15 protein-coding genes are annotated in these 26,474 nt (G+C 39.0%); 5 read left to right on the top strand and 10 right to left on the bottom strand.

Annotated elements, in window-relative coordinates:
* Window positions 1-5 precede the first annotated feature (5 nt).
* The 4 genes from WJR50_RS22470 to WJR50_RS22455 all read right to left on the bottom strand — a co-directional run bounded on the left by WJR50_RS22470 (window position 6) and on the right by WJR50_RS22455 (window position 6,799).
* Window positions 6-3,710, bottom strand: coding sequence for a SusC/RagA family TonB-linked outer membrane protein (locus tag WJR50_RS22470; protein ID WP_341295577.1), 3,705 nt, complete (start codon window positions 3,708-3,710; stop codon window positions 6-8).
* A gap of 45 nt (window positions 3,711-3,755) precedes the next feature.
* A complete protein-coding gene (locus WJR50_RS22465) occupies window positions 3,756-4,775 on the bottom strand; it encodes a FecR family protein (RefSeq protein WP_341295576.1) in 1,020 nt (339 codons plus the stop codon).
* A gap of 87 nt (window positions 4,776-4,862) precedes the next feature.
* Window positions 4,863-5,498: an RNA polymerase sigma factor gene (locus tag WJR50_RS22460; protein ID WP_341295575.1), complete on the bottom strand. Its 636-nt coding sequence runs from the start codon at window positions 5,496-5,498 to the stop codon at window positions 4,863-4,865.
* A 290-nt stretch (window positions 5,499-5,788) separates the two neighbouring features.
* On the bottom strand, window positions 5,789-6,799 hold the full coding sequence (locus tag WJR50_RS22455) for a vWA domain-containing protein (protein WP_341295574.1): 1,011 nt from the start codon (window positions 6,797-6,799) through the stop codon (window positions 5,789-5,791).
* A 607-nt stretch (window positions 6,800-7,406) separates the two neighbouring features.
* On the opposite strand from WJR50_RS22455, the gene WJR50_RS22450 reads away from it, so the two are divergent.
* Window positions 7,407-9,383 carry a tetratricopeptide repeat-containing sensor histidine kinase gene (locus WJR50_RS22450; RefSeq protein ID WP_341295573.1) on the top strand — a complete coding sequence of 659 codons (1,977 nt, stop codon included), beginning with the start codon at window positions 7,407-7,409 and terminating at the stop codon, window positions 9,381-9,383.
* 751 nt (window positions 9,384-10,134) lie between these two features.
* Here WJR50_RS22450 and WJR50_RS22445 read toward each other — a convergent pair.
* Together WJR50_RS22445 and WJR50_RS22440 are read right to left on the bottom strand one after the other, a co-directional pair.
* On the bottom strand, window positions 10,135-10,848 hold the full coding sequence (locus WJR50_RS22445; protein ID WP_341295572.1) for a YebC/PmpR family DNA-binding transcriptional regulator: 714 nt from the start codon (window positions 10,846-10,848) through the stop codon (window positions 10,135-10,137).
* Window positions 10,849-10,973: 125 nt separating this feature from the next.
* The gene (locus tag WJR50_RS22440; RefSeq protein ID WP_341295571.1) at window positions 10,974-12,257 is read right to left on the bottom strand and encodes a metal-dependent hydrolase family protein; all 1,284 of its coding nucleotides are present in this window, start codon (window positions 12,255-12,257) and stop codon (window positions 10,974-10,976) included.
* Between the two features lie 260 nt (window positions 12,258-12,517).
* Between WJR50_RS22440 and WJR50_RS22435 the strand changes: the two genes are divergently transcribed.
* Window positions 12,518-14,575: a DUF3857 domain-containing transglutaminase family protein gene (locus WJR50_RS22435; protein WP_341295570.1), complete on the top strand. Its 2,058-nt coding sequence runs from the start codon at window positions 12,518-12,520 to the stop codon at window positions 14,573-14,575.
* Window positions 14,575-16,482, top strand: a complete 1,908-nt coding sequence (locus WJR50_RS22430) for a DUF3858 domain-containing protein (protein WP_341295569.1) — start codon at window positions 14,575-14,577, stop codon at window positions 16,480-16,482. The genes WJR50_RS22435 and WJR50_RS22430 overlap by 1 nt, the downstream gene beginning before the upstream one ends.
* A 62-nt stretch (window positions 16,483-16,544) precedes the next feature.
* Here the strand turns inward: WJR50_RS22430 and WJR50_RS22425 are convergent, their stop codons facing one another.
* Window positions 16,545-16,709, bottom strand: a complete 165-nt coding sequence (locus tag WJR50_RS22425) for a DUF1328 domain-containing protein (protein WP_341295568.1) — start codon at window positions 16,707-16,709, stop codon at window positions 16,545-16,547.
* Between the two features lie 277 nt (window positions 16,710-16,986).
* Here WJR50_RS22425 and WJR50_RS22420 point away from each other — a divergent pair, with 277 nt between their 5' ends.
* Window positions 16,987-18,252 carry a cation:proton antiporter gene (locus WJR50_RS22420; protein ID WP_341295567.1) on the top strand — a complete coding sequence of 422 codons (1,266 nt, stop codon included), beginning with the start codon at window positions 16,987-16,989 and terminating at the stop codon, window positions 18,250-18,252.
* 33 nt (window positions 18,253-18,285) lie between these two features.
* Here the strand turns inward: WJR50_RS22420 and WJR50_RS22415 are convergent, their stop codons facing one another.
* The gene (locus tag WJR50_RS22415; protein ID WP_341295566.1) at window positions 18,286-23,793 is read right to left on the bottom strand and encodes a M6 family metalloprotease domain-containing protein; all 5,508 of its coding nucleotides are present in this window, start codon (window positions 23,791-23,793) and stop codon (window positions 18,286-18,288) included.
* A 616-nt stretch (window positions 23,794-24,409) separates the two neighbouring features.
* On the opposite strand from WJR50_RS22415, the gene msrA reads away from it, so the two are divergent.
* Window positions 24,410-25,084, top strand: coding sequence for a peptide-methionine (S)-S-oxide reductase MsrA (gene msrA, locus WJR50_RS22410; protein ID WP_341295565.1), 675 nt, complete (start codon window positions 24,410-24,412; stop codon window positions 25,082-25,084).
* Window positions 25,085-25,131: 47 nt separating this feature from the next.
* On the opposite strand, the gene WJR50_RS22405 is transcribed toward msrA, so the two are convergent.
* A complete protein-coding gene (locus tag WJR50_RS22405) occupies window positions 25,132-25,704 on the bottom strand; it encodes a hypothetical protein (RefSeq protein WP_341295564.1) in 573 nt (190 codons plus the stop codon).
* A 165-nt stretch (window positions 25,705-25,869) separates the two neighbouring features.
* Complete coding sequence (locus tag WJR50_RS22400) at window positions 25,870-26,415, bottom strand: aminotransferase class V-fold PLP-dependent enzyme (RefSeq protein WP_341295563.1); 546 nt, start codon at window positions 26,413-26,415, stop codon at window positions 25,870-25,872.
* Window positions 26,416-26,474 lie beyond the last annotated feature (59 nt).

Raw genomic sequence — 26,474 nt, 5'->3', positions numbered from 1 at the left:
TCATGTTAGAAGTTGAAGTTTAACTTAAAACCAATCGGCATGCTCCAGGGCATCACATTTTGTCTTTCCATACCCTGCCTGAACTGGCTCTGAGTATCCCCTTGTGTTCCATTATGAGCCTGAAACGCTCTTTCAGGATCAATGCCAATATCAGCGGCTGTCCAGAGCATGATATTTCTGCTATAGATCGCGATGGATGCATTGCTGATTCTACCTAAATCCGGTAGCTGATAGGCTAAGGATAACTCTCTCAGCTTGATGAAAGAAGCGTCAAAGGTCACCTGCTCATTGTAATCCCAGGGATAGGTATTGGTAATAGGGTATACATTGGTACCGGGACCGCCCAGGTGTTCAGTATATTCGTCATCGCTAAAGTCGTCAGGGGTATCCGCACCGGAAGTTTGAATCACACCGGGAGCGAAGGCACCATCTGTACCGTCAGCGTCAATAGGGAAACCACCGGTTTCAGCAGTATGCCCCCCTACTCTCGGATAGTTTCCTGCTTCCGGAATAATGTATTTTTCAGGATTAGACTTCAGTAGGGCAATCAGCTCATCAGCAGTATATAAACCACCAGGTATCAGGTTGTCTAACTGACGCTGCGACTTCCAGTCAGATTCTCCGTAGCGGTAAGTGAAGGACATAAATTCGCCTCCCTTACGCCAATCCAGACTGGCACTAAGTGTGAACCTTTTGAAGCTCACGGAAGTCTGCATACCCATTAGAAAATCGGGGTTGAAGTTACCTACGTGGCGCATATTTTCTCTTCCGGAAAGCTCTATCCACTCACCATTCTCACTCAGTATGGGCCAGCGGTAGTAAGGTGAGTTTTCATCCTTCACATAAGCATAGCCTGCACTGAACATATCTCCTATTTCCTGTCCTACTCCGGTTATGGCGCCTCCACCGTTTTCACCCCATAAGGTGATGAATTCCAGGTTTTCACTAAGCTCCTCTACAGTGGTGGTATTTTTACTCCAATTTAAATCTATGTTCCATACCCATCCATCCCTTTCAATAGGCGTTGATCCTAATGTGAATTCCCAACCTTTACTACGGATCAGTCCGGCATTAATAAACTTACTACTATAGCCAGAAGACTGAGGCAGGTTGATCGCAAAGATCTGGTTCTCATTATCAATGGTATAATAAGTACCACTGAACCTGACCTTATTGTTAAGTAGGTTCAGGTCAATACCTGCTTCCATAGAAGTTGCCTGTTCAGGCTTCAAGTCTGGATTTAGCAGACCTGATGGGACACTCACCGTTGTCACCGTATTATAGTTGCCGGTGCTCAAAGAAGGTTCAAGACGATACGGATCTGTATCATTACCAACCTGCGCCCAACCTGCTCTCACTTTCAGCATGGAGACAGCTTCCGGCATGTCAAAAGTATAATTCGCCAACCAGCTTACTGAAGCAGAGGGGTAAAAGTAAGAACGGTTACTTTCCGGCAAAGTACTTGACCAGTCGTTTCTCCCTGTTAAATCCAGATAAAGTTGATCCTGAAAGCCAATAGAGGCTAAAGCATACAAGCTATATATAGATTTTTCTCCTATGTTGCTGCCAACGCTTATATTATCCAGAGGAATATTTCCTACGTTGTAAACACCAGGAATGACAAGCCCATTATTTCTGTTCCCTCCAGACCCCACATTTGAGCTGAAGTAATAACGGTTCATGATGTTCCCTCCAAATGAGAAGTTGACGTCAAACGGCCCAGCATCAGTATTATAGGTTGCCAGAAAATCCGTATTGGATTCCTGCGAGGTAATATCGGTTAAGAAATATCCTCCTCTGGCTCCGCGGCTGTAGCTGAAAGGTATTTTGGTTTCTCTGTTTTCGTTTACACGATCCAAAGAATAACGTGCCTGCAATGATAGTTTATCAGTAAACTGGTAATTCAGTGATAGATTTCCATAAATCCTATCTCTTACAAAGGCATTTTCAATGCCATACGCAATGAAGTAGGGATTATCTCCGGCATCGGTTCTGATCTGCTGTATCTCTTCCTGACCATCTACCCATATGTCTTTCATCTCATCATAGTTTACATAAGATGAAGCGTAAACTGCTTCCAGTGGATTCGCTCTGCGGTCACCAGTACTGGGACGGTCATTAGAATGGGTACGACCAATATTTACATTAGACCGGAAAGTTAGCTTATCCGTAATGCTGTAATCCACATCAGTGGAAAGGTTGTTCCTGTACAGGTCAGAATTGGGAATCATACCTTTGTGCAACATATTGGAATAAGATACCCTGAAACTTCCTTTTTCATTACCTCCGCTGAGCGCGACGTTGTTATTTGAAGTTATACCAGTTTGCATAAAATCTTTCATGGCATTTGGATAGGACCTCAGCTCGGTAGGGATAGGCACGCCGTTTTCATCTACCGGACTGTTCCATTGCACTGCAGTAATACCTTCGTCAAGATTTGGTCCTCCCCAGTAAGCTGAGCCTTCATTGAAAACTCCATTGCGCTGTCCGTTAGCGTATTTGTAGTGAAAATCCAATAAACGGGTTGGTCGTTCAAAGACATTAGAAGTAGAAAATGAAACACCCAGTTTTTGGTTTTTAGCGCCGGATTTGGTAGTGATAATGATAACGCCATTACCTGCCCTTGTACCATACAAAGCTGCTGCACTTGGACCTTTCAGTACGTTGATGCTTTCTATGTCATCCGGGTTAATATCAGAGATTGCGTTACCATAATCTACCTGATTTCCATCTCCATTTTGTGAGATGTTATTCAGGCTGTTGGACATTGGCACACCGTCTACCACAAAGAGAGGTTGGTTGTCAGTAGTAAGAGAGGTAGCTCCACGAATGATCACACTCATGGAGGAACCTGGTCCGCTTGTTTGGTTGATAGTGACCCCGGGTACGCGCCCAGCCAGTGAGCTGAGTACATTTTCCTGCGACACCTGTCTAAGTTCTTCTCCTTCTACATTGGCTACGTCATAGCCCAGTGAACGCTCTTCACGCTCAATACCCAAGGCTGTAACGACCACCTCAGATAATTCTCTTGTATCTGCTTGTAAACTAATGTCAAACGTCTGCCGATCTCCAACCACCACTTCCTGTGTTTGATAACCAATAGAACTAAATACTAATACAGAAGCTGCACCTTCAACACTAAGAGAAAAGTTTCCTTCTATGTCAGTAATGGTACCATTGCTGGTTCCTTTTTCCAATACGTTGATACCTGGTAGGCCTTCTCCTTCATCACCAGTCACTTTACCCTGCACGTTAATACGTATTGCCCGGTTGATAGTAGGTAAAAGTGTTTGGCCACCCAGATCAACTAAAAAGTCTCTGGGTTTTACGGCCTCTTCTTTTACTGGTGTACTGATAGGCCGGATAACGTAGTCTATCTTGCCAATTTTTTTGTACTCCAGCCCTGAACCGGATAGCACATTTTTCAAGGCATCCTCGGGGTTCTTAAAGTCCTCCAGGCTCAACTCAGAGGAAACTTTGTGCTGCGTAATTTCCTGTTCGCTGTAATTAAGACTTACCTGGTATTGATTGGCAATTTTGTTAAGCGCCTTTTTGAGTGTCACTTTTTTGGATACTCCATCCTGTGGCAGGCTTGCATCGGCAGTCAGACCCAGGCTGTTAAGGTTCTGCGCATACAGATGCATCGGCAGGCTAAGAGCGGCTAGCAATAGGAGCCTTCTGATGTAAATAGATAGATAGAATAGTTTCATACTCACATTTGTTTAGGGTTGATATCAGGTTTGGTGGATAGTGTGTTAAGGCTGCTCATGTTGTTGTATTATAATTTGTTGATGGTTAAGATTCGCTTCAAATTCAAAGCTCTCAGAGAGGGCCATCATAAGAATTGAAATATCATCTGCCGGACACGATCCCGTAAATTTTAGATCAAGCCATTCCTCATTCGTTACTTTTACCTCGTAGCCATAGGTATCTCTCAGACGCTGCATGATATTCCTGATACTTTCGTTTTCAAAGACGAGGCGATTTTCCTTCCAGGAAGAGTATATTTTTGGGTCAACGTGTTTTTTAACCAGCTTATCCTGACTCAGGGTAGCCATCTCTCCTGGTTCAAGGAACATTGCTTCTGCATTGGTCAGCAGCTTAGGTTGGTTTAGTTTTACCTTTCCGGTACTTAATACTACCTGTGTTTCACCATGACGGGCTTGTACATTGAATGTGGTACCTAATACTTCTACATCCAACTTCTCAGTATGCACAATAAAACGGCCATCAGCAGCCACTGGCATTTTGACTACATCAAAGAAAGCTTCACCGACTAACCATACTTCTCTCAACTGATTATCATTCCAATCCTTATTAACCCTAAGGCTGGAATTCGCATTTAATTTTACAACTGTGCTGTCCGGTAAAACAATCTGCTGCTGTTCACCAAATTCTGTAGCATACTCATGATAAGGAGTAGTGAATGCAAAGCGCCACAATAAATATCCGGCAAGTAGTAAAAAAGTCAAGGCGGCAGCTACAGAGAAATAATGATTTAAATAGCTTCTACTTCCCCCGCTTTGCCTTTCAGAATTGATCAGCTTCATCACCTTCTTTTTTACCTCCTGTTGCTCCTCTTCAGTAGGTGATTCGGCATAAAAATTAAGAAATGCTACGATACTTTTAGCCTGGGCTATGGTTTCTGACTTTTCTGGATGTTTTGCCACAAAATGCTCCCAGAAAAGAGTGGACTCTTCATCAGCTTGTTTTACCCAGCGAATGAAAAAAGGATCAGCAGCAAAGTCGTCCACATCATATTGTAAGTAGTCCATAAGGCTAAGTGTATAGTAGTGCTTCTACTATAAGGAGACATAGACAAATCAGATGCCCTCAAAAAAAATCAACTATTTTTCAGAAAGTTATTTGAGGCTTTCAGGATAGCGGAAAAGAAGTAGTAAAGGAAATGCAGAATACAGGGTGAGGCTGCCATCAAGGTCTTTTATACAATCTTTAAGCACAGCGATTGCGCGGTATACCAGGGTGCGCGCAGACTTTACCTTTTTCATTTTCATGATCTCAGCTATTTCGTCGTAGCTCATGTTTTCGTAAAAGCGCAGAAAAATAGCTTCTTTCTGTCGGCTGCTTAATTTGTTGAATGCGTTTAAAAGTCGTCGCTGCCGGATGTCATCCAGTTGCTCGTTAATCAAGGCATGCTCATGAGAAAAGGTAACTTCAAAGTGATAATTGTTGCTTATTGGTTCAAGTAATAGTTGTTTACCACATGCTTTTCGGATGATACGATGACGAAATGAGACGTACAGATAATTTTTTACCTGTTGTACTTCACTGAGATTAGCACGTCGTACATATAAGTCTACAAAAAAATCCTGAAGACAATCTTTAACTATCGCTCGTTCAGGACAAAATTGTAAACCATAACGGAAAAGTAAAGGAAAGTATTTATCATATAATTGCTCATAAGCCTGATCAGACCCAGTTTTCATCTGACTCCAAATCTGTGCATCAGATAAACCGTTGTTTGAGACTTTAAGCATAATATGAAAGGTATTCTAATTTTACTTAATTCAATGACCTTTTAAAATTACATAAGTACAATGGAAAATAAGGACTTAAAGTGTTACTAAAATATTAAGCTTTAGTGTACTACTTTCCACTAGAATCTAGTTATATTTTTTCTTTTTACAAAGTAATAAGCCACAAAGGAGTAATTTAAACCCTGTTTTAATACAAAGGGGCAAGAGAATAGTCCTGAAGCTCTTAGCTCTTTGCTTAACAAAAAAACCCGGCCTGAACCGGGTTTACGCATTTTCAGCAAAAATTTAATCTATTTACGTCTGGTTTGTATGTTAAAACGAAGCTTAACCGGGCTCTCTTTGGGAATGGGCTGGCGGTTACGGGTATAAGTCAGGTTATAGACATTGGCAATACCGCTGGAAAAGTTTTCAAAAACTCTCTCCAGTTCATTCACAGAATTGGGAAAAGTAGCAACGCCACCATTAAGTGTTAGCGCATTAAGAACTTCTCTGTCCACCCCACCTTTGCCTTCCAAACCAATAGTAAAGCTGATAATTTTTGAATTGCCTTCGCTCTCCTTGATCTTGTTACTCAAAAATTGCGGACTGTATTCAGGATTGGAATTGTTGTCAGTACCATCGGTAAAAATGATAACTGCTTTAGCTTCAGCATCCACTTCACTAAGGGATTTGACACCCATATTCACCGCTTCATAAAGTGTAGTAAACCTTCCCTGTTCCAAATTGGTGATATAATCATTGACAACAGAGGCATTGGATGTAAGAGGAAGCATATTTACATCATCAGCAAAATCCACAACTCCGACCTGCAACTGATCTGTTTCAGCAAATATCTGAGTCACAAAATTAGAAGCATATTGTTTCACATTCTCAAAGTCTTCACCCAATGACTCACTTCTATCCAGCACAAGTACTACTGACAGGTCCTCAATGGTCTCATACTCCATCCTGAACTCTACGTCTTCCTTCCAGTCATTAAGTTCGTCTCGGTGTTCATAAGCCCTGATATCTGTAATCTCGTAATTGTAATTGCTGTTATCAATAATCCTGAAATTATCAATAACTACTTCAGTAAAGGTATTTCCTACTGCTGAGCCACCAAAATTTTTATCAAAATCAATCCTTATGGCATTTGAAGTGTTTTTTTCATCAAAACTTATCTCAGGATGACTTCCATCAGGATTCCAAAAATCAATGTAAAGTTGGAAATCACTACTGAGATCGCTGGGATCATCACTCTTATCGCATGATGCAAGTAAGAGCATCACCAGCATGACTAGCAAGTTTGGATACTTTTTCATAGAAAGTTCAGTTTTTATTTTACACCTGTTTTTTTGTAGCGCAATCGCTAACGTATTTCCCCAAAGAACGAATCACTTTTATGAATTAGTATAAGGTTGTATTTTCCACTTCTGAACTTCTATTGATACTCAACCTGCAGGCTTATTTAGAAAAGTATTGGATTGCTTATGTGAGGTCCAGGAAGACTTGTAAGGGTTATTTTTTTATTGATGTATAACATAATCTAGCTTTTTACTTAAGTAATTTTAAATAAATATTTTTATGAATAAAGATTAAATATTACAGCGTCAGATAGATAATGCAATAAAAATTAGCTAAGTATATATCGCATATATTACCTAATATTTATAAATATAAGGGGATCAAACTTCATTATACTATTAAGTAAAGTTTTCCTGTGAATCTCCTTATTCCTGAAAGAAACATTTTATTACATCCACTTACCATAACATCTCCCTTCAAAATAACCAACGATGAATCAAGCTTGCTTCTTTTATGTATTTTTGATTATCAGACAGGATAGTATGGATGGGGATATTGTACAAATATTAAAATAAGCATACAATAGATAGCGCTTGTTTGCTAACATTATTCAAGCTTACCCAAATGCAATGTAAATTCTTATACCGTATTTGCTTCAGGCTTAGTATCTCACTCGTATTGATATTTTGCTTATATGAAGAGCTGAAAGCTCAATCTACACCAATTGATATACTAAGGCAAAAGATCTCTGCTACGGAAAGTGATACTGCCAAAATTTATCTATGGTATGATCTGGCTAATAAGCTTATTTACACCCAGCCTGATTCTTCTGTATTTTATGCATCAAAAATTGAAAGCCTCTCACAACAAATTAATTTTAACAAAGGGCATGTGCTTGCACTGAATAGTTTGGGAAATGCTTATTGGGCGAAAGGCAACCTTAAAGATGGGCTATCATATTATATTCAATCTAAAGAGGCTGCGCTTGAAATAAAAGATGATAACTTAATTGCAAAGAATATTGGTAGCATGGGACTTATTTACCGAGCAGCGGGTAATCACAAAGCGGCACTCTCCTACTATCGCCAGGCTTTACCCATTTTCATCGCTTTACACAATGGAGAAAGATTAGCCGTCACTTATAACAACATGGGTAAATGTTTTCTGGAAATGGCTGAGTATGATTCAGCCACGCATTACTTTAATCTGGCTTACCCTTTAGCCCGGGAACACAGGCCCAGTATGCTCTCTATTTTAACATTCAATCATTCTGATGTTTTCTTTAGAAAAAAAGACTTTACACAGGCTGAAAAATACCTTAAAACCAGCCTTCAAACTTCCCATTCCTTCAAAGATGAGCGAATGATTATCAGAAGCAACCAGATGCTTGCAGAAATCAAGCTTTTTCAGGACAGTATAAAATATGCTAAATCATTGGCACTGGATGCGGTGAAAAAAGCAGAAACTACTACTGTAAAAGAACTCATGTACCTCTGCTATGAAACACTTTCTCATGTCTATGCTGAAAATCACAACTATGATAGTGCTTATCATTTTCTGAATTTATTTAACCTATACAAAGACAGTATTCATAATGAAGATATACAGGAGAAAATAAATTTCCTTGACTTTGAGCAACAGCAAAAGGAAATCATGATGCTTACCAAAGAAAAAGAAATTGAGCAGGAAATGCGCAAAAAACAAAGAGCTTCTATCTATACACTATCAATACTATTGATAATAATTGCAGTGCTAGCCATCATTCTTTATCGGAGTAAACATCAGAAAACTACAGATAACAAATTATTACAATTCAAGAATGATGAGATTAATCGGCAGAAAGAAGAGATGGCTGCTCAGGCTGACAAACTTCAAAATCTCAATCAGCTAAAAAATAAGCTTTTCTCCATCATTTCTCATGACCTAAAGAGCCCCCTTAATTCTCTTTCCGGTAGTCTGGAGTTGGTACAAAGAGGCCTGATTGACAGTGAAGAATTTAAAGCTTTTCTGCCTGAACTTATCAAGAACGTTAGCTATACCAATACTTTATTGGATAATCTATTGCATTGGGCAAAAAATCAACTTGAAGGACCGGAGATCAATCCAGAAAATATTAACCTGAAGAAAATTGCCAGCTTAAAAATTGAATTGCTTAAACATCAGGCAGATCATAAGAAAGTAAAACTGAATAACGAAATAAAGGAAGATGCAATTGTCTTTGCGGATGAAATCATGATTCAGATCGTCCTTCAAAATTTGCTTTCCAATGCCATCAAGTTTTGTCGTCCGGGTGATGAAATTTTCATCCGTCTCAATTATCAAGGTGAATATGTCGTTACCTGTATTCAGGATACCGGAACGGGAATTGATGAACAAAATCTGCACAAAATCTTCGGTGAAACTTCTTTCAGTACTCGGGGAACAGCCAATGAAAAAGGAACAGGCTTAGGGTTGATGCTTTGTAAAGATTTTGTAGAAAAGAATGGAGGAAAAATCTGGGTAGAAAGTAAAGTTGGGTACGGAAGCACCTTCTACTTTACTCTTAAGTTACATACTCATAAATTTAATGAGCAATTTAGCATTGAGGCTTTGAAAAAATAGAGTACTTCTACAGAAAGAGAGGGTCTATTCATTAGTAAGCATCTCTTTTATAAGTTTTTTACATAGTATTATTACTATTAGCACAAGGACCCCTAAAATTAGTACATTAATTTTCCAATCTGTCTGTGCATAGACTTTAACTTTTGTATAGTCCGTACTCAATACAGCTATCAGTTGAATGATCATAAAAGTATAGGTAATGATCAGAAGAAATAGTTTTGTCATATCTAACCAGAATCATTGATTAATCAGGCTAGATAAATGTAAAATCTTGTATAAACTGCTCTGCTTCTTTAGCTTACTTACTTCGGTAATATTTGGGATCAATATTAGCAATTCACATTTATTCCTCACCTTGTACAAGATATTTCTCCAATCCTATTTTTCAACCATCAGTACTTTCAACTAAAAAAAAGCATCTAGTGTAATCGTATAATACTTGGTGGCGGATTGTAGTAGATTTATCAACCGCACTCAGCTGACAGTCGCTTTATTAGCAGGAAAGAACTTAGAGAATTAACTTTCTCTTTCTCAAACCAAGGTCGTTGCAGAACCACGGAAAGCGTATATAGAATTTCTGTTGAAAATTGCTTCGGAAGTGGAAAGCCTTATATTGTTATGAAGCAAGCTCAATAGACAAGCACCCAAAATCTTACAATTTTATGAATGAATAAAGCATCCAAAGCATTAACAGAAGTCATCAGGGTGAAAAAAAACAAAGCGCGTTGAGTAGCGCGCTTTGTAAATGTATTTATGCGATGTTAGTATACACTGCCTGTACATCATCATCATCTTCCAGCTTATCAATAAGCTTTTCTATCTCTAACATATCTTCTTCACTGAATTCCACCTCTGTATTCGGAAATCTCTTGAGAGAAGCATTGTTTACCTGAATATCCTTTTCTTCAAATGCATGAGACAATGCACCGAAATTGGTATAGTCAGCATATGCATAATATGTACCCTCCTCGCCCTCTTCTATTTCTTCCAGCCCGGCATCAATCAGTTCTAGCTCAAGTTCTTCCACATCCACACCTTCAGGTTTTTCAAATTCAAAAACTGCTTTACGATTGAACATAAACTCCAGTGAGCCGGTAGGCACCAAGGATCCACCAGACTTATTGAAGTAAGACTTTACATTAGCCACTGTACGCGTGGTATTGTCGGTGGCGCACTCTACAAAGACCAAAACTCCATGGGGTCCTTTGCCTTCATAGTTTACCTCTGCATAGTCTTCAGCATCTTTGCCCAAAGCTCTTTTGATTGCCGCTTCAATATTGTCTTTGGGCATGTTTTGTCCTTTTGCATTCTGAATTGCCGTACGAAGCTTGGCATTCATATCAGGATCAGGACCACCTTCTTTTGCAGCTACTGTAATGGCTTTGGCCAGCTTAGGAAACACTTTTGACATTTTGTCCCACCGTTTCTCTTTAGCTGCTCTGCGATATTCAAATGCTCTTCCCATGATTCTTAAATTTTATGGCTTCTTTATAGTCTCAAGCCAGTTTTTGAACGTGCAAAAATACCAAACTCGTATCAAACTGATGCTGAATTAAGTGAATTTTTCTTACGCTTTTTTTCATCATTGTGCTACTCGTGCTTGTACACCTTACCATCTTTCATCACGAAAGTGATATTCTCCAGAACGCTAATATCTTCCAAAGGATCTCCATCCACAGCTACAATATCTGCTAACTTATTTGCCTCAATAGCCCCCAGTTGATCCTTCATTCCTAATACTTCAGCAGCAGTAACTGTGGCAGATTGTATGGCTTCTATGGCAGGCATTCCTGCTTCTACCATGTAGCCAAACTCTTTGGCATTTTTACCATGGTCAAATACTCCTGCATCTGTTCCAAATGCAATTTTAACTCCCCTCTGATAAGCTTTAGAAAAAGTATCCTGAATTTTAGGTCCTATCTCCAAGGCTTTAGGAACAATGATTGAAGGGTAATACCCTCTGATTTTGGCTGAGTCGGCCACTGAACGGCCGGCTGTAATGGTAGGGACATAGTAAGTACCTTTTTCAATCATCAGGTCCATAATTTCTTCGTTCATCATGGTACCGTGTTCTATGGTGGTAATACCCGCCTGTACGGCTCTTTTCATTCCTTCCACGCCATGTGCATGCGCAGCGGTATGCATGCCATAATCATTGGCTGTCTCTACGATAGCAATGAGTTCTTCATCATTAAACTGCGGGCCAGAGCCATCTTTGGCATAACTTAAAACCCCTCCCGTAGCGGTTATTTTGATCATATCTGAGCCTTCTTTGTAGCGCTGTCTTACCGCTTTACGTGCTTCATCAGGCCCGTTGATCACACCTTCTTTGGGTCCAGGATCGCCCATAAGATCTTTTCTAAGACCATTAGTGGGATCAGCATGTCCTCCAGTAGTTGCAATTGACTTACCGGCGGTAATTATGCGTGGGCCTGTAATGTATCCTCGGTTAATGGCATTTCTCAGAGAGATATTGATTCCATCTCCCCCCAAATCTCTAACAGTAGTAAAGCCTGACATCAAGGTAATACTAGCATATTGTGTAGCTTCCAGCGCTACATCTGCGTCGTTCAGGCGGAAGCCTTTGGAGTAATTATCACGACTACTTTGGTTTTGAATGTGCACGTGAAGGTCAATAAAGCCAGGCAACACCGTTTTATTTTTTAAATCAATGAGTTTTGTACTTGCTTCTGGCTCCAGGTAACCTTCTTCCACAGCAGTAATGATATTATTTTCAACGATTAAAGTTACTTCGGTCCGTGGAGTTTGTGCAATTCCATCAATCAGATTACCACAATGAATATAGGTCTGCTGAGCAGCCACTACTAAAGGAAATGCACACAGTAAGAGTATGCACAGTAAGCATTTTCTCATAATCACATGTAGGTTTTAGCCAGCAATATATATTTATATTTCAATCTCTCCAATGTAATACTAGCCCCAATATATGTGTAAGTCCTGGTTGATGTGGCTCAATGCAAGCTTTTAATAACTGCAGTCCAATTGGTTAAGTCCTATTCACCTAATAAGCTCTCACTGCTTCGTAAGATTTATATAACTTTTTTTATTATTATTTTCATTATTTAATAATATATGTAATATTTGTGTAAATATTAAGTTTTTAATTTATAAAAATGAAGACAATACTTAATTTGCTACTAATCGTTTTTTTACTATTTCCATTGTTGGTATCGGGTCAAGATCAGGATATTAAATTTGGAAAAGTCAGTGAAGAGGAACTCAAAATGGATGTATACCCCCAGGATAGCAGCGCATCAGCAGTAGTATTAAGTGATATTGGTTACACCAGGTTTATCTATAATCAGGCTGGTGGGATAAAACTTGAGTTTACCCGGCATACGCGTATCAAAATCCTTACATCTGATGGTTATGATTACGCAAATATAGAAATACCTCTTTATCGTGATGGAAGTGAGAAAGAAGGCATTACTGGAATAAAAGGCTATACCTACAACTTGATTGATGGTAACCAGAGAAAAGAAAAACTTAAAAACAGCAGTGAATTTACTGAAAAGTATAGTGAAAATTACGACATCGTTAAATTCACCATGCCTGCTGTTCAAGTAGGTTCTGTGCTGGAATATGAGTATACCATTACTTCTGATTTCTTATTTAACCTACAGGACTGGGAGTTTCAACAGGAGATTCCAGTAGTTTGGAGCGAGTATAAGGTAGCTATTCCCGAATACTTCCACTACAAACAGTTTCAGAGAGGGTATTATGCTTTAGCCATACACGAAACTGGTAATGAATCAGGTACGTTTAACTTTTCTTCCAAAAGCAGAAGTGGAGGAAATGGGTTTCGCAGTGGGCAGGTACATACTCAATATAGTAATCACGCATTAAATTTTACTGTACATACCCAAAGGTGGGTGGCTATCGATGTCCCGGCTTTATACGAAGAACCATACATTACTACCATGAATGACTATGTGATGAAGGTTTCGTTTGAACTTTCCAGCATCCAGTTTCCGGGTGAAACCATGAAAGTATATACCCGAAGCTGGGAAGATATTGATGGGGAATTGTTAGATGCAGAGCAATTTGGTGGTATTCTAGATAAAAAAGGTACGCTCAAAAAAACAGCTGAAGACCTCACTACTGGAGAAACTGAGAATCTAAAAAAACTGGCTTTGCTTTATTCTTATATGCGCGACCAGGTGCGCTGGAATGGTGAACAAAGTCTGTTTGCAAATCAGAGTAGCAAAAAAACCCTTGAAGAACAATCTGGCAATTCTGCTGACATCAACCTCACTTTGATAGCCATGTTGAGAACTGTAGGCATAGCCGCCAATCCGGTAGCTCTGAGTACCCGTACCCATGGTATGATGATCACCTCATACCCCATGCTCAAACAGTATAATTATGTGGTTGCCCAGGTAAATATTGAAGGACAATCCCTATTATTAGATGCTACTGAGCAAAACTGTCCATACAACTTACTCCCTATCCGCTGCCTGAATGGAATGGGTAGAATCATTACTGAAGAACATGGAGAAAAATGGGTAAAGCTTGATGAATCTCAAAGCGCAGATTCCAAGATGATGATGGTAGCCAATGTATCTTTTAATCAAGAGAAGCAGCTGGAGGCCAAAATCAAGTTCTCAGCAAGTGACTATCAGGCGCTCAAACTTAGACAGAAGTATTACCAGAAAGAAGATGAAAGAAAAGAAGATCTTGAGGAAGAAAACTCTGGTTGGGACATTAGTCATTATGAGTCCAAAAAATGGGATGAGGTGTATGAACCCCTTGAAGAAGATATAGAAGTTACTTCCACCGATGGGGTACTTCAGGCCGGAAACCTCCTTTACCTCAATCCAGTACTCATTGACCAGGTTAAGGAAAATCCTTTCAAACTAAAAAACAGACTTTATCCGGTTGATTATGCACATACCAATAAACGGATGTATATGATGAACCTAACGCTTCCAGAAAACTATGAGGTAGAAGAAGTACCGGAAGATCTGATCATTGCCTTACCTGATAACAGTGCTCGCTTTATTTACCAGACCAAGCAAATTGGCAATATCATACAAGTAGTCAATAAACTGGAAATTAATAAGAGCAGGTTTTATGCACAGGAATATCCTAACCTGAGAGAGTTTTATAATTTGATTGTCGCCAAACAAGCAGAACAAGTTGTTTTACGTAAACTACAAAAAACTGAATAATGAGAACTTATATTCTGTCAATAGCAATACTATTTGTGAATACTTTTGTTCACGCTAATAGTATCCCAAAATACAGCCTTGACGCACTAGACGAAAAGCTGAAAGTCAATGCAGATGCTGTAACTCGTCTGGAAGAAGAAATATTTACAGTCAAAGCGATTGATGAAGCAACATTAGAAGTACATAAAGTAATTACAATACTAAATCAGCACGGTGACAATTTTGCGCCTTTGTACATATCTTATGACCCTCAACGTAAAGTAAAAAATATCTCCTGCACTATTTACGATGCCAATGGAGAAGAGATAAAAAAAGTCAAAAAAAGCGAGATGGAAGATTTTAGTGCAAACTCTTCTTATTCTCTTTATGATGACAACCGCATGGTTTATTACATGTACAACAGTCATCAGTATCCTTTTACTGTTGAGTATAGCTACGAGATGGAATTTGATGGATTATTTTATTATCCTGGCTGGGAGCCGGTGAGCGCAGATAAGCATGCAGTAGAAAGCTCTAGCTTTAGCATTATCACACCTAATGACCTAGACTTCCGTTTCAAAGCTATCAATATAGATGAGGCTCCAGTCAGCAGCCAGTCCATAGGGTCAAAAACTACGACATGGAAGCTTCAAAACTTTGCTGCAATTGAAAAAGAACCTTTGAGTCCAAACTTTTCTCAACTCGTACCCTCCTTGTACCTTGCACCTAATGATTTTGAGTTTGAAGATTATGCTGGTAACATGGAAAGCTGGCAAAACTTTGGGCTGTGGGTCAAAAAACTAAATGACGGAAGGGATGTACTTCCTCCAACTACCGAAACAATAGTGCGCGAGCTTATCAGGAATGTAGATGACAAGCGTGAACAGATTAAGTTGATCTATGAATACATGCAGTCTAAGACGCGCTACGTGAGTATACAGTTGGGGATTGGTGGCTATCAGCCATTTGATGCTGCTACGGTAGATAAAGTAGGTTATGGTGACTGCAAAGCATTAACAAATTATACCAAAGCGCTACTTAAAACTGCCGGAATTGAAAGTTACTATACCCTGATCAGAGCGGGGGTGGATGCTTCCCCTATCTTCAAAGATTTTCCCAGCACACAGTTCAATCATGCCATTCTCTGTGTACCTATTGAAAACGATACCATCTGGCTGGAATGTACCGATCAGAATAACCCATTTGGTTACCTGGGCTATTTTACCAGTGACAGAGATGTACTAATAATTGATGAAGAAGGAGGCAAAATCGGTAGAACAAAAAATTACCATAGAGATGAAAATCTTCAAATCAGAAAAGCAGTAGTTGCTCTAGCAGAAGAAGGAAACGGTAAAGCAGAAGTACTGACCACTTATCAGGGATTGCAGTACGACCATATCAGTTCTATTCTTGAAATACCAGCTAATGAGCAGGAAATGATCATTTATCAGAAAACTGCTATCCCTAACTTTACGCTCAATGAATACAGATATACTAAAAGTGATGAAGGAAAGGCTAGCATCAGGGAGAAACTAGAAATCAGCATGGATAAGTATGCACAAAGTAGTAGCTCACGACTATTTTTTACACCAAATCTGCTTAATCAGTTGGATGGAACACCCCCTGAACTGGAAGATAGAATCTATGATGTGGTAATGACTAAATCTTTTGTGGATACAGACACCATTACTTATTTGATTCCAGAAAATATGCATCCCGAGTATATTCCTGAGTCATCTAGTATCATCTCAGACTTTGGGGAATATTCTATTACTTTTCAGCAGGAACAGGGAAAAATTGTGTATATACGAACTTTTAAAACAAATAAAGGCAACTTTCCCTCTTCTGACTATTCTAAACTTGTAGAATTTTATGAGGAAGTTGCTCAAAAAGACGCTCAAAAAATAGTGCTTAAAAAATCAACTTAGCGCTAACGTAAATAAAAAATTAGCCCTTGACAAAAACTATGTCAAGGGCTTTTTATTTAGCGTCAGTGTTTTCTTACAAATCCCATTATCAGTGAGATTACAAATAATACTAAGAAGATAAAGAATAAAATCTTAGCAATTGAAGCTGCACCTGCTGCGATGCCTCCAAATCCAAATACGGCTGCAATCAAAGCAATGATCAAAAATATTACTGTCCATTTAAGCATAACAAAAGCTTTTTGGTTAAAAAATGTAATATATAGAAGCCAAATATAAGCCCATTTTATATAACTACCTGATATTCAAATAAAAGCAATTATTACTTAATTTTTTTTTGGGGAGTGCAATTAACAATTCTCATCCCATTCTGTAGAATATTCTCCTCAATTTCTTATAAATACTTTATCATATATGATAAAGAACTCCTTATTCATGCTTCCAAAGACCAGTAATGGAAAATTTTGATATTTTTGGCAGAATCAAACTAATAATCAATTTGTCTGCATGGATATTTTTACAATTATTACGCTATTGGTTGTTATTTCATCAATATTTGGCTACATCAATATCCGATTTTTAAAACTGCCCACCACTATCGGCCTTATGATGATGGCTATTGTACTTACCCTACTCATCCTGATCAGTGGTCTTTTTAATGATAGCATTATCAGTATTGCAGAGAACACAATCAATCAGATTGATTTCAGTGATTTGATTCTGGATGTTCTATTAAGCTTTTTATTATTTGCCGGCGCACTGCACACTGACTGGGAGAGATTAAAAGAACAGGGGGTTCCTATTCTAATACTCGCAACAGTGGGTGTCTTAACTTCTACCTTCCTGGTAGGCACAGTATTTTTCTATCTGGTGAATAACTTACTGGGAATTGGTGTAAGCTATATTCACTGCTTGCTTTTCGGAGCGCTTATCTCTCCTACTGATCCCATTGCAGTTTTAGGTATTTTAAAACAAATAGGCGTACCTAAACAATTGGAAATCAAGTTTGTAGGTGAATCACTTTTCAATGATGGTGTTGGTGTGGTAATTTTTCTTACGTTATTCAATATCGCCAGCAAAGGAATAGAAAATGTAACTGCTTCTGAAGTAGCCATTTTATTTGCAGAAGAAGTATTAGGAGGAATTGGACTTGGCCTGGCATTAGGATATTTGACTTTTCAACTTACCCGAACCATTGATCATTACGAAACTGAAGTGATGATCACACTTGCAATTGTGATGGGGGGTTACTTATTAGCCAGTAAGCTACATTTTTCTGGCCCTTTAGCGGTAGTAGCAGCTGGATTATTTGTAGGAAACAGCGCCCGTGAAACTGCAATGTCTGAAACAACTCGCCTATATCTTGACCGGTTTTGGGAATTGGTAGATGTCTTTCTTAATGCAGTATTGTTTGTCCTGATTGGCCTAGAATTACTCATCATCTCTTATGAGGGTTCATATTTGATTGCAGGCATCATGGCAATAGCAATTGTATTGATCTCCCGCTACCTCGTACTCAAAGTACCCATTGCGATGTTCCGCAAGAAGCTGAACTTTGTCCCTCATACAGATCTCATCATGACTTGGGGTGGTTTAAGAGGCGGTATTTCCATCGCACTTGCACTCTCTCTTTCCGAAGATATGAACAGAGAGTTTTTTCTGACAGTCACCTATGTGGTTGTAGTATTCTCCATCATCGTGCAGGGCCTAACCCTTGAGACCTTGATAAAAAAACTTGGCATCACTTTAGAAGCAAAAAAAGGAGGGCATTAGTAACAGCCCTCCTTATTGAAAAATTTCCTGGATTTACTGCTTAATCAGACGGTAATATGTTGTACGATCACCTTTCTGTACACTTAGAAGATAGACTCCGGGCGCATGGGTTGTCAAATCAATTTCTGTGGGTGAAGCTTCTTCCTCTGAATGATAAATCAATCTACCCTCAGAAGTATGCACTTTCAGAATTCTTTGCTTTTTTGAAGATCCATAATCCAATTTAAATAGCCCTAGGCTCGGATTAGGGAAAATGCTGACCTCTACTTCCTCAATCTCATCAATAGAAGTTACCTTATCAGCACTTATAATCAGGCTTACTGGCTCGGCAGCAAGATAATTTTCATTACCTGCCTGGCTGGCTATCACTTCTAAATCCTGATCTCCAGTGATGAATAATGTATCAGCAATTATTTCCCCTTCTCCTTTTATTATTTCGTAAGAAATGGGTAAGCCTGCATCAGATTGTGCTTTCAAGAAATACTTGGCTGGACCAGTCGCTTCTATTTCAAATTCAATGTTCTGGGAAGCTTTCTTAATACTGAAGTTTAAGAAAATAGTGTCACTAGGCGCATATGTGTCATTTCCTGACTGATAAACTTTAATACTTACTTCCCCAGCACCTTCAATGCTCACTTCCTGTCCATCCACAGAGACCGGTCCACTGACTTCAATCACAATCGGCAAATCGGAAGTTGAAGTGATGTTCAGTGGAAATGATGCTTCTCCAAATGTTTTATCAGAAATATCATCATATGAAAGTGTTTGCGTTTGTCTTTCCTCGGCATATACGTTAAATGAAAAGCGTATAGCTTCGGCAGCTTGGTACAATTCATTTCCATCCTGATAAGCTTCAATAACAACTTCTCCACTTTCTTCAAGTGTTAGTACATTGCCGTTCAAACTAACCTTTCCGGATATGATGCTAAACCCCACCGGCAAACCGCTATTACTAGAAGCTACCAAGCTAAGCTGTCCACTGTTCAGTGCAATATCACCAGGATTACTAACGCTAATACTTTGATTTGCTTTAGTTACCACAAATGTATGTTCCACCGGTAATGCAGCATTAAACTCTTCATTCCCATTTTGCTCAAACTTAATTTTTACGACTCCTACAGAGGAAAAAGAAATTTCATCATTGAGCAGGGTGGCAGGACCGTCAACAGAGATTTTAGCTTCTAATCCACTACTAACTGTCCAATTCATAGTTACTCTATCAATTACGCTTACAGTGTCGGGTAATGCCTTCAGCGCTATCGTTTGGGTATCTTTGGCAGATGAATGTACAAAAAAGCTTTGCTGTTTGGGCTCAGCTTCATTGTAATTAGTATTACCTGGCTGAAAAGCTTCTACAATGATGTTTCCTGTATTTTTGACTGTCAAGATATTATTCTCAGAAATTTCAGCATCGCCTTCAATGAGTCTAAAACTAACCTCCAGACCTTCAACGCTGCTATATGCCTCAAGTTCTAATGGAGGGTCCGCCAGATCTCTATCATATATTTCATCAAAAAATATTTCCTGATCAGCCTTGGCCACTTCAAAGCTACGTTCAAGTGGGGAAGCCGAAAGGTAATTTTCATTACCGACCTGAGAGGCACGCAAAGTCACTCTTCCTGCACTTAGAAGTACTAACTGCCCCCCACTCCATTGCACATTTCCTTCCAGAACATTAATGTTCACTGGAAGCTCAGAACTAGCAGTGGGATTTAATGACAGAGGGCCATCTCCATATACTTTGTCATCTATTTCAGGAAAACTAATGCTCTGTGGAGCCTTAGCAATACTGAAGCGAATTGTCTTTTGGGCGGCAGCCTGATAATTTTCACTACCACTTTGGCTGGCAATGATGATAACATCACCTGTCCCATTGATACTTATTTCAGTGTTATTCAATGCTACATTTCCACTTTCAACCCTCAGTGCTACCGGCAAACCGCTACTTGCACTTACTGCAAGGTTGAAATTATCATCACCGTATGTTTTTTGTGGGATGCTTACCTCATTGATGGTTTGGCTGGCTTTAGCAATATTAAAGGTGACTATCTGCTCCGTTTCATGATAAGTATTGTTTCCATCCTGTCTCACCAGAATTTTGGCCTCGCCTGCTCCTTTGATACTTACTTTGCTTCCGTTTATTTCTATTGGTCCACTAATTCTGCTGTAAGTTAGTCCTAAACCTGCACTGGAAGATGCGTTAATGTCAAATTCATCGTCTCCAAAGGTTTTTGGTGAAATTGGGCTAACCGAAATGACCTGTACTTCTTTTTGTTTTAGTTTCAAATCAATGCCGCCAATGACCAATGTCAAACCACTCAGTTGCGTATTAGTAACTTTACAAATGTACTTACCAGCCTTTTCACTATTGAAACTTGTGATTTCCAGGCTCTTTCCATTGGCGTTACTGATACTTTCTCCGTTCAAAAACCATTGGTAGCGATTTGAAGACTGCCCTTCATCTTCGGCAAATGAAATATTCCTGGAAGCCCCTTGATTCAAAGTTTCATTAATACCTACCTGGATAGTATCCTGAGGGCTGTAACGCTGAGAAGCATTATTCCCCGACAAGTAAGCTATGTTGGGAATCAAATCTTCAAAGGTAAGAGAATTGGACTGGCACCATAAAATCAAATTAGACTGATTCTGTCCAATATCCTGGAGCTTTTCTAATGCAGTAAAATTATTAGATGCAATGCTTATATACGTATCAACTTTAAGTGCAGGGAGTTTGCCCTCAAGTTGGTTCACTGCAAGATCAAACCTGGAAAAATTTATTTTACTGAGGTTTTCACTTACTATACCTTTAATCTGATTTTCGCTTAGATCAACACTAATCAGGCTGGTAGAAGTACGGTTAACTGACTTGGGCAATTCTCCACTGATTAAATTGTTACTTAGATTGACTGATGTAAGTGAGTTAGAACTAAATAAATTTGCGGGTAGAGCACTTAAGCCATTTTCTTCTAGAGATAAAGTTTGCAAAACTGGAAGAGCAACCAACTCAGCAGGCAGTGTTCCGGTAAATTGATTTTTATCGGCACTAAAAAACTGCAACTCTCTTAAGCCCACTACACTGCTTGGTAAAGTACCAGAAAGTTTATTTCCGGTAAGAATTAAATTTTTCAACCTGGCAAGATTTCCAATGGTAGAAGGCAAACTACCGCTGAGCGATGCATTCTGAATTTCAAGATGCTCCAGTATACTTAACTGATCTATATTTTGCGGTAAGGAGCCATTCAGGGTGATTTCCTGAAGTTTCAGACTTTTCAACTGCTTCAAAGAAGAAAGTACTGATAGAAAAGAGCCACTTAGATTTCTCTCTCTTACCAACACCTCTTCTAATTTGGTAAATTGCCCAAATCTGCTATCTAATGTACCGCTAACCGCATTGTCTGCAAAGGTGAGGAAACGTAACTCTCTCAAGTTATAAAATGCATCGGGCAGATTTCCTCTGAGTCCGGCATTATAAAAATCCAGTCTGGTTACTCTTCCATTGGTCACAGTTACTCCTTCCCAACTGCTAACGGGAGCGCTCAGCCATCTGCCTTTTTTACTCCAGCTGTTTCCACCCATCTGATTGTACATGGCTACTAGCGCAAGCGAGTCCTGAACATTTACTCTTCCTTCTATCGCAATAGAGAAACTAAAAGGCTGATTGTTACCAGATACATTGTTCCAACGAATAAGAATTTTTTCTCCTTTGGCCAAATACTTAATATTCATGGGTACGTGCTCAGTACCATTATTGGGGGAGGATGCTGCTACCAGAGGCGTATTGGCATTGCAACTGGCAAAAACTTCGGCTGAGGTAGGACGACCTGCCTGCTCAGTAGAGATACGGAGGCTGCCCGCCTGTGGCATACTAAATTCAAACCAGGAGTTGGTTTTACTCACTTCATTTTCTCCAAGAAAAGCTACTAATGGATTTTGACAATTTGCACCGCTGTTTGAAAATAGTCGGGTATGCAAAAAGCTAATTGTTCCATTTTCAGCTTCTTCAATTTCTTCTATGCTAATGCCTGTTTCAGTACTGTTGTTTGATCTGGCATAAGTTTCAGAAGTAGGGTTAGTAAATACATTAAAAGCTTTTTGCTCAGAACTTCCCGGAAACAAATCCCCTGCATCGGAACGATTTACAGAGCCATCCAGATCAGCATTTCCATCTGCCTCCTCAAGGTCTACTCCCTTGAGGTTTTCATCACCATTCACTGAATTACTGGAGGGATATAAACTGGTTTTGTCGGTATTAATATGCCAAATGGCCATCCCACTCCCTCTCTGGTATTGATCAAAGCCTGTCTGCTGCCGGTTTTCAAGCAGAAAATATTCATTGCTATGTTCTGTGTCAATACGATAGACCTTAGCTGACTGGCTAGCAGCATTAAGCGAATACCTTCCTAAGTCCTCGGTAATGTTTTCCACCTCTACCCATCCCAAACTTTCTTTACTCCAGGCAGTCATCGCTGAGGGATAATCTTCATTACCCAACCACTGCCCCAGTCCCATCAAGCCCCAGTTACCAATTCCATTGCTTTGACCATTATTTAAATCAACATCATATAGATCTGGTAATCCCAGCAAATGCCCAAACTCATGACAAAAGATTCCTATGCCTACCGAATAATCGTATACAGCTCCACTTCTCGTTTCGGGCTGTATCATGTAGTCAAAGATGAACTTGTTATCGTAATACTCAAATGGAATAGACCAACGATGTGACCAAATATATTCTCTTCTGGAACCTTCCTCTGCTCCAGGCCCTGAATGAATGATAATGACTCCATCCACATCTCCATCGTTGTCATTGTCATATTGTGAATAATCCACTCCTTGTAACTCACCAGCTTTTATTGCTTCTTTAACTAATTCTCTGGAGCGTGCTTTTCCCTGGTCATCACCATAGTAGCTATAGTTATTCGCTGCCTGAACCCACCCTACTACATCTACAGAAAGATCCAGTTTACCGTAGCTGTTTTCTAAAAAATAGTCTCTCAAAGATGGATTACCATCAACACCTTCATTAAGTAAATTATAAAAGTAATCTACATTCTCACTATGAGGCAGGTCTGGATACTCAATACAAATTGCCAGCAGATTGACTTTACCTTCATGAGGAACTGCCCCCTCTATTTCAGCCGAACTACTTAACGGGATGATTTCCTGCTTTCTTCTGAGCAACACATCCGTATTGGCCTGATTCAAATGCTTGGCAATGGTAAGAATTTGTCTTGCTTCCAGCATTGTTCTGTCTTGAGGGTCTGAAGCAATAATACCGCTGGCAATTAATTTCCCATTTTGCTGTCTTGCGTACTCATAATAGCCCTGCTCACTTTTAACTACAGTATAGCCATCAGTAGTTTCTGCCCAGTGTACGTCATCATTTCCTCTTCCTATGATATGAAGCGTTTGTCCGTTGGGCATGGTAACTTCAATAGGATACGGAGAAGGTGGTGAAAAATGCGGAGCAGTTTGTGATTGTACCCTGTATGATAACATCAGCAATACTACTACTAACCCCTCCCTAATAAAATATCTCATACAAATGCATTAAGCACATGGTAATATTTTTTAAATCTATAACAATTCTGGACAAAAATATGATAATAATAACAGAATAATGTAGCTTCATTCTACATGCATCCAAAAGGTAAAGGCCGAAAAAATTTGAATTATACTAATATCAATGACCTCAGAAAAACAACTTTTACATTTTCAATATCGTAGGTCTGTCATTAACATAGATTGAATAATTAATTGAACTTTATTAATATTTCATATCTGTCACGCCAAGAAATTAGTAGGATTACACTGATTTATGAACATATATCATGAACGAAATTTGTGTAAAATCCCTTCTAAAATGTTCCAAAATTAAATAAAACTTACATAAATATTAGTTCATGAATCAAAAATAAATTTGATAGCGCAGCCTCTTTTGAGCAGATATACTTACTGATAGATTAGTACTTTATTACTGCATTCCTTACATGCTTTTCTTATTTTTCTATTGTGTGCAAGTAACACAAAATGGTAATATTCACTTCCACGAATGTCAGACTGCTAACTATTTTAAGCTTTTGCTTATATAGTTTTGAGCACAACTTTTTATGAATACTTATGTTTGTTAATAAAGAAACTAAGACAATTAAATATTATGAAATATCTATCAATACTATTTACAGCTATATTAATGGTGGCCTGTGTGAGCAATCAAAAGGCTCAAGGCGAGCTGCAATCTTCAAGTTATACCGTTGAGCCTGCTTCCTTTTCTGAGCAACAAAAGGATGACTTAAGTATAGCAACGTTTGCGGGCGGATGCTTCTGGTGTACTGAAGCAGTATTTGAACAGGTGAAAGGTGTTAAAAGTGTTGTATCAGGATATGCAGGTGGTGAAAAGCCTGATCCCACATATCAGGAAGTAGCTGCTGGTCAGACCAATTATGCCGAAAGCATTCAAATATATTATGATCCGGAGGTGGTAACCTATGAAGAATTGCTGGAAGTATTTTTTGGAACCCATGATCCTACACAGCTCAACCGTCAAGGTCCTGACATCGGGAAGCAGTACCGCTCAGAAGTTTTTTACCATGATGAACAACAGCAAGAGGCAGCAAGAGCCTATATGGAAAAACTATCACAATCTGGTAAATATGATGAACCTATTGTTACTAAACTTAGTGCATTAGAAAAGTTTTATGAAGCGGAGGATTATCATCAGAACTATTATGAACACAATCCGGATAATCCGTACATCATCAATGTAGCTCGTCCGAAGATTGAAAAATTTAAAAAGAACTATTCAAGCATGTTAAAAGAAGGCATAAGTTAATATAGATTGCACCTGTCTTAAATTAAACAGGCAGGTGCTTTTTCTATCTACTCTATATCAAGGTTCTTATTACTTCTTCTTACTGCTTCTCTAATTTTCGCTTCACTATCCAGCTTACGGGGAGCAGTATGCATAAGGTCTTTTCTGATGAAAACGCTTAGTTCGCTTAGTTCTTCTAGAAGTTCATCAATATCATCATCATCAATTCCATCCTTGAGTGCCAGCCTCGCAAAGCATCGGGAAAAACTATTAAAAGCGATCAATACTTCTTCACTACCGATAAAAGTAAGCTTCTGATTGAGCAAACGTATTTCAATCATATCTTCTTCCAGTACATTCTTTTTGGAGATAATATCCTGAAGCTGTTCAATGAGTTCGGTATAGGTTTTCATTTTTAAGTCAAGAAACATCACGTTCTCTTCCTTTCTCAACTCCGCTCCAGTCTGCCTCTTGAGTAAAATACTTGTGAGTAGTACAGTAATGGAAACGCCGATAAGGGCAGCAAAAAGCTCAAATGTAACTGGATGATCGCTTTGTTCCAGTACGGTTCGGAAAAGTAAATAAGCAAAGCATGAAGCAAATCCGATAGCAATGATAAGGGGAATAGTACTCTTTCGCATATATGCAGGCTGTCATGAGTATATGCTTCTAGATAGCATATTCATGAATTAAGTTTAAAAATATAATGCCAAAAAAATTAATAGTATTTGTTAACATTGACCTAACTACCTTTAGGAGTCTAATGTTAATATTAAATATTTCTTTGATTTAGGCGAAAATTAAGTTTAAGCCAACGCTTTTGCAAGTATATCCACATCCTCTTCAGTGTTATAAAAATGCAAGCCTGCTCTTATGCCTTTTCCACGGATGGTAGTAGCAATGTTTTGGTGTGTAAGTTTTTCATATAAAGCCTGGTCACCTTTTAGCACTATTATACTTGACCTATTTTCCTGAGGATAAAAAGTGATAATTTTATCTTCCAAAGTTTGATACACATAAGTCATCAGTTTCTGATTTCGGGCATAAATTTGCTCAAGCCCGATAGCCATTATCTCTTTCAGAGCATTGCCCATGTTCAGAAAACTAGCAAAGGCAAAATGACCTACTTCAAAACTCCTCATGTTAAAAGAAAGCTCGCTGCTATTTTTAAAATCAGGAAAACCATCCAGACTATTGTTACCCACCACAGGTTGTTGAAAACGATCAAGGAGCTCTTTTCTGAGGTAAAGCACTGCATTTCCAAAACCGGAAGTCATCCATTTATACCCGCTGGCAATCAGTATATCTACCTGCATCGCTCGTACATCTATTTGTATTCTGACTAACGTCAAATTTGGTGCTTATTATCAAGTAGTTGCAAAGCCCACATCTTCAGGCTTTAGCTCCAATT

Origin of the sequence: Catalinimonas locisalis (assembly GCF_038039535.1) — a bacterium.
GTDB lineage: Bacteria > Bacteroidota > Bacteroidia > Cytophagales > Cyclobacteriaceae > Catalinimonas.
The sequence above is the reverse complement of the archived record's forward strand: the minus strand, read 5'-3'. Positions and strand labels throughout refer to the sequence as shown.

What these genes read in the sequence shown, in the direction of transcription:
- WJR50_RS22465 (WP_341295576.1), bottom strand. Translation starts at nt 4,775, where the DNA reads ATGGACTACTTACAATATGATGTGGACGACTTTGCTGCTGATCCTTTT.
- WJR50_RS22460 (WP_341295575.1), bottom strand. Translation starts at nt 5,498, where the DNA reads ATGCTTAAAGTCTCAAACAACGGTTTATCTGATGCACAGATTTGGAGT.
- WJR50_RS22470 (WP_341295577.1), bottom strand. Translation starts at nt 3,710, where the DNA reads ATGAAACTATTCTATCTATCTATTTACATCAGAAGGCTCCTATTGCTA.
- WJR50_RS22430 (WP_341295569.1), top strand. Translation starts at nt 14,575, where the DNA reads ATGAGAACTTATATTCTGTCAATAGCAATACTATTTGTGAATACTTTT.
- WJR50_RS22405 (WP_341295564.1), bottom strand. Translation starts at nt 25,704, where the DNA reads ATGCGAAAGAGTACTATTCCCCTTATCATTGCTATCGGATTTGCTTCA.
- WJR50_RS22440 (WP_341295571.1), bottom strand. Translation starts at nt 12,257, where the DNA reads ATGAGAAAATGCTTACTGTGCATACTCTTACTGTGTGCATTTCCTTTA.
- WJR50_RS22420 (WP_341295567.1), top strand. Translation starts at nt 16,987, where the DNA reads ATGGATATTTTTACAATTATTACGCTATTGGTTGTTATTTCATCAATA.
- msrA (WP_341295565.1), top strand. Translation starts at nt 24,410, where the DNA reads ATGAAATATCTATCAATACTATTTACAGCTATATTAATGGTGGCCTGT.
- WJR50_RS22415 (WP_341295566.1), bottom strand. Translation starts at nt 23,793, where the DNA reads ATGAGATATTTTATTAGGGAGGGGTTAGTAGTAGTATTGCTGATGTTA.
- WJR50_RS22450 (WP_341295573.1), top strand. Translation starts at nt 7,407, where the DNA reads ATGCAATGTAAATTCTTATACCGTATTTGCTTCAGGCTTAGTATCTCA.
- WJR50_RS22455 (WP_341295574.1), bottom strand. Translation starts at nt 6,799, where the DNA reads ATGAAAAAGTATCCAAACTTGCTAGTCATGCTGGTGATGCTCTTACTT.
- WJR50_RS22435 (WP_341295570.1), top strand. Translation starts at nt 12,518, where the DNA reads ATGAAGACAATACTTAATTTGCTACTAATCGTTTTTTTACTATTTCCA.
- WJR50_RS22425 (WP_341295568.1), bottom strand. Translation starts at nt 16,709, where the DNA reads ATGCTTAAATGGACAGTAATATTTTTGATCATTGCTTTGATTGCAGCC.
- WJR50_RS22445 (WP_341295572.1), bottom strand. Translation starts at nt 10,848, where the DNA reads ATGGGAAGAGCATTTGAATATCGCAGAGCAGCTAAAGAGAAACGGTGG.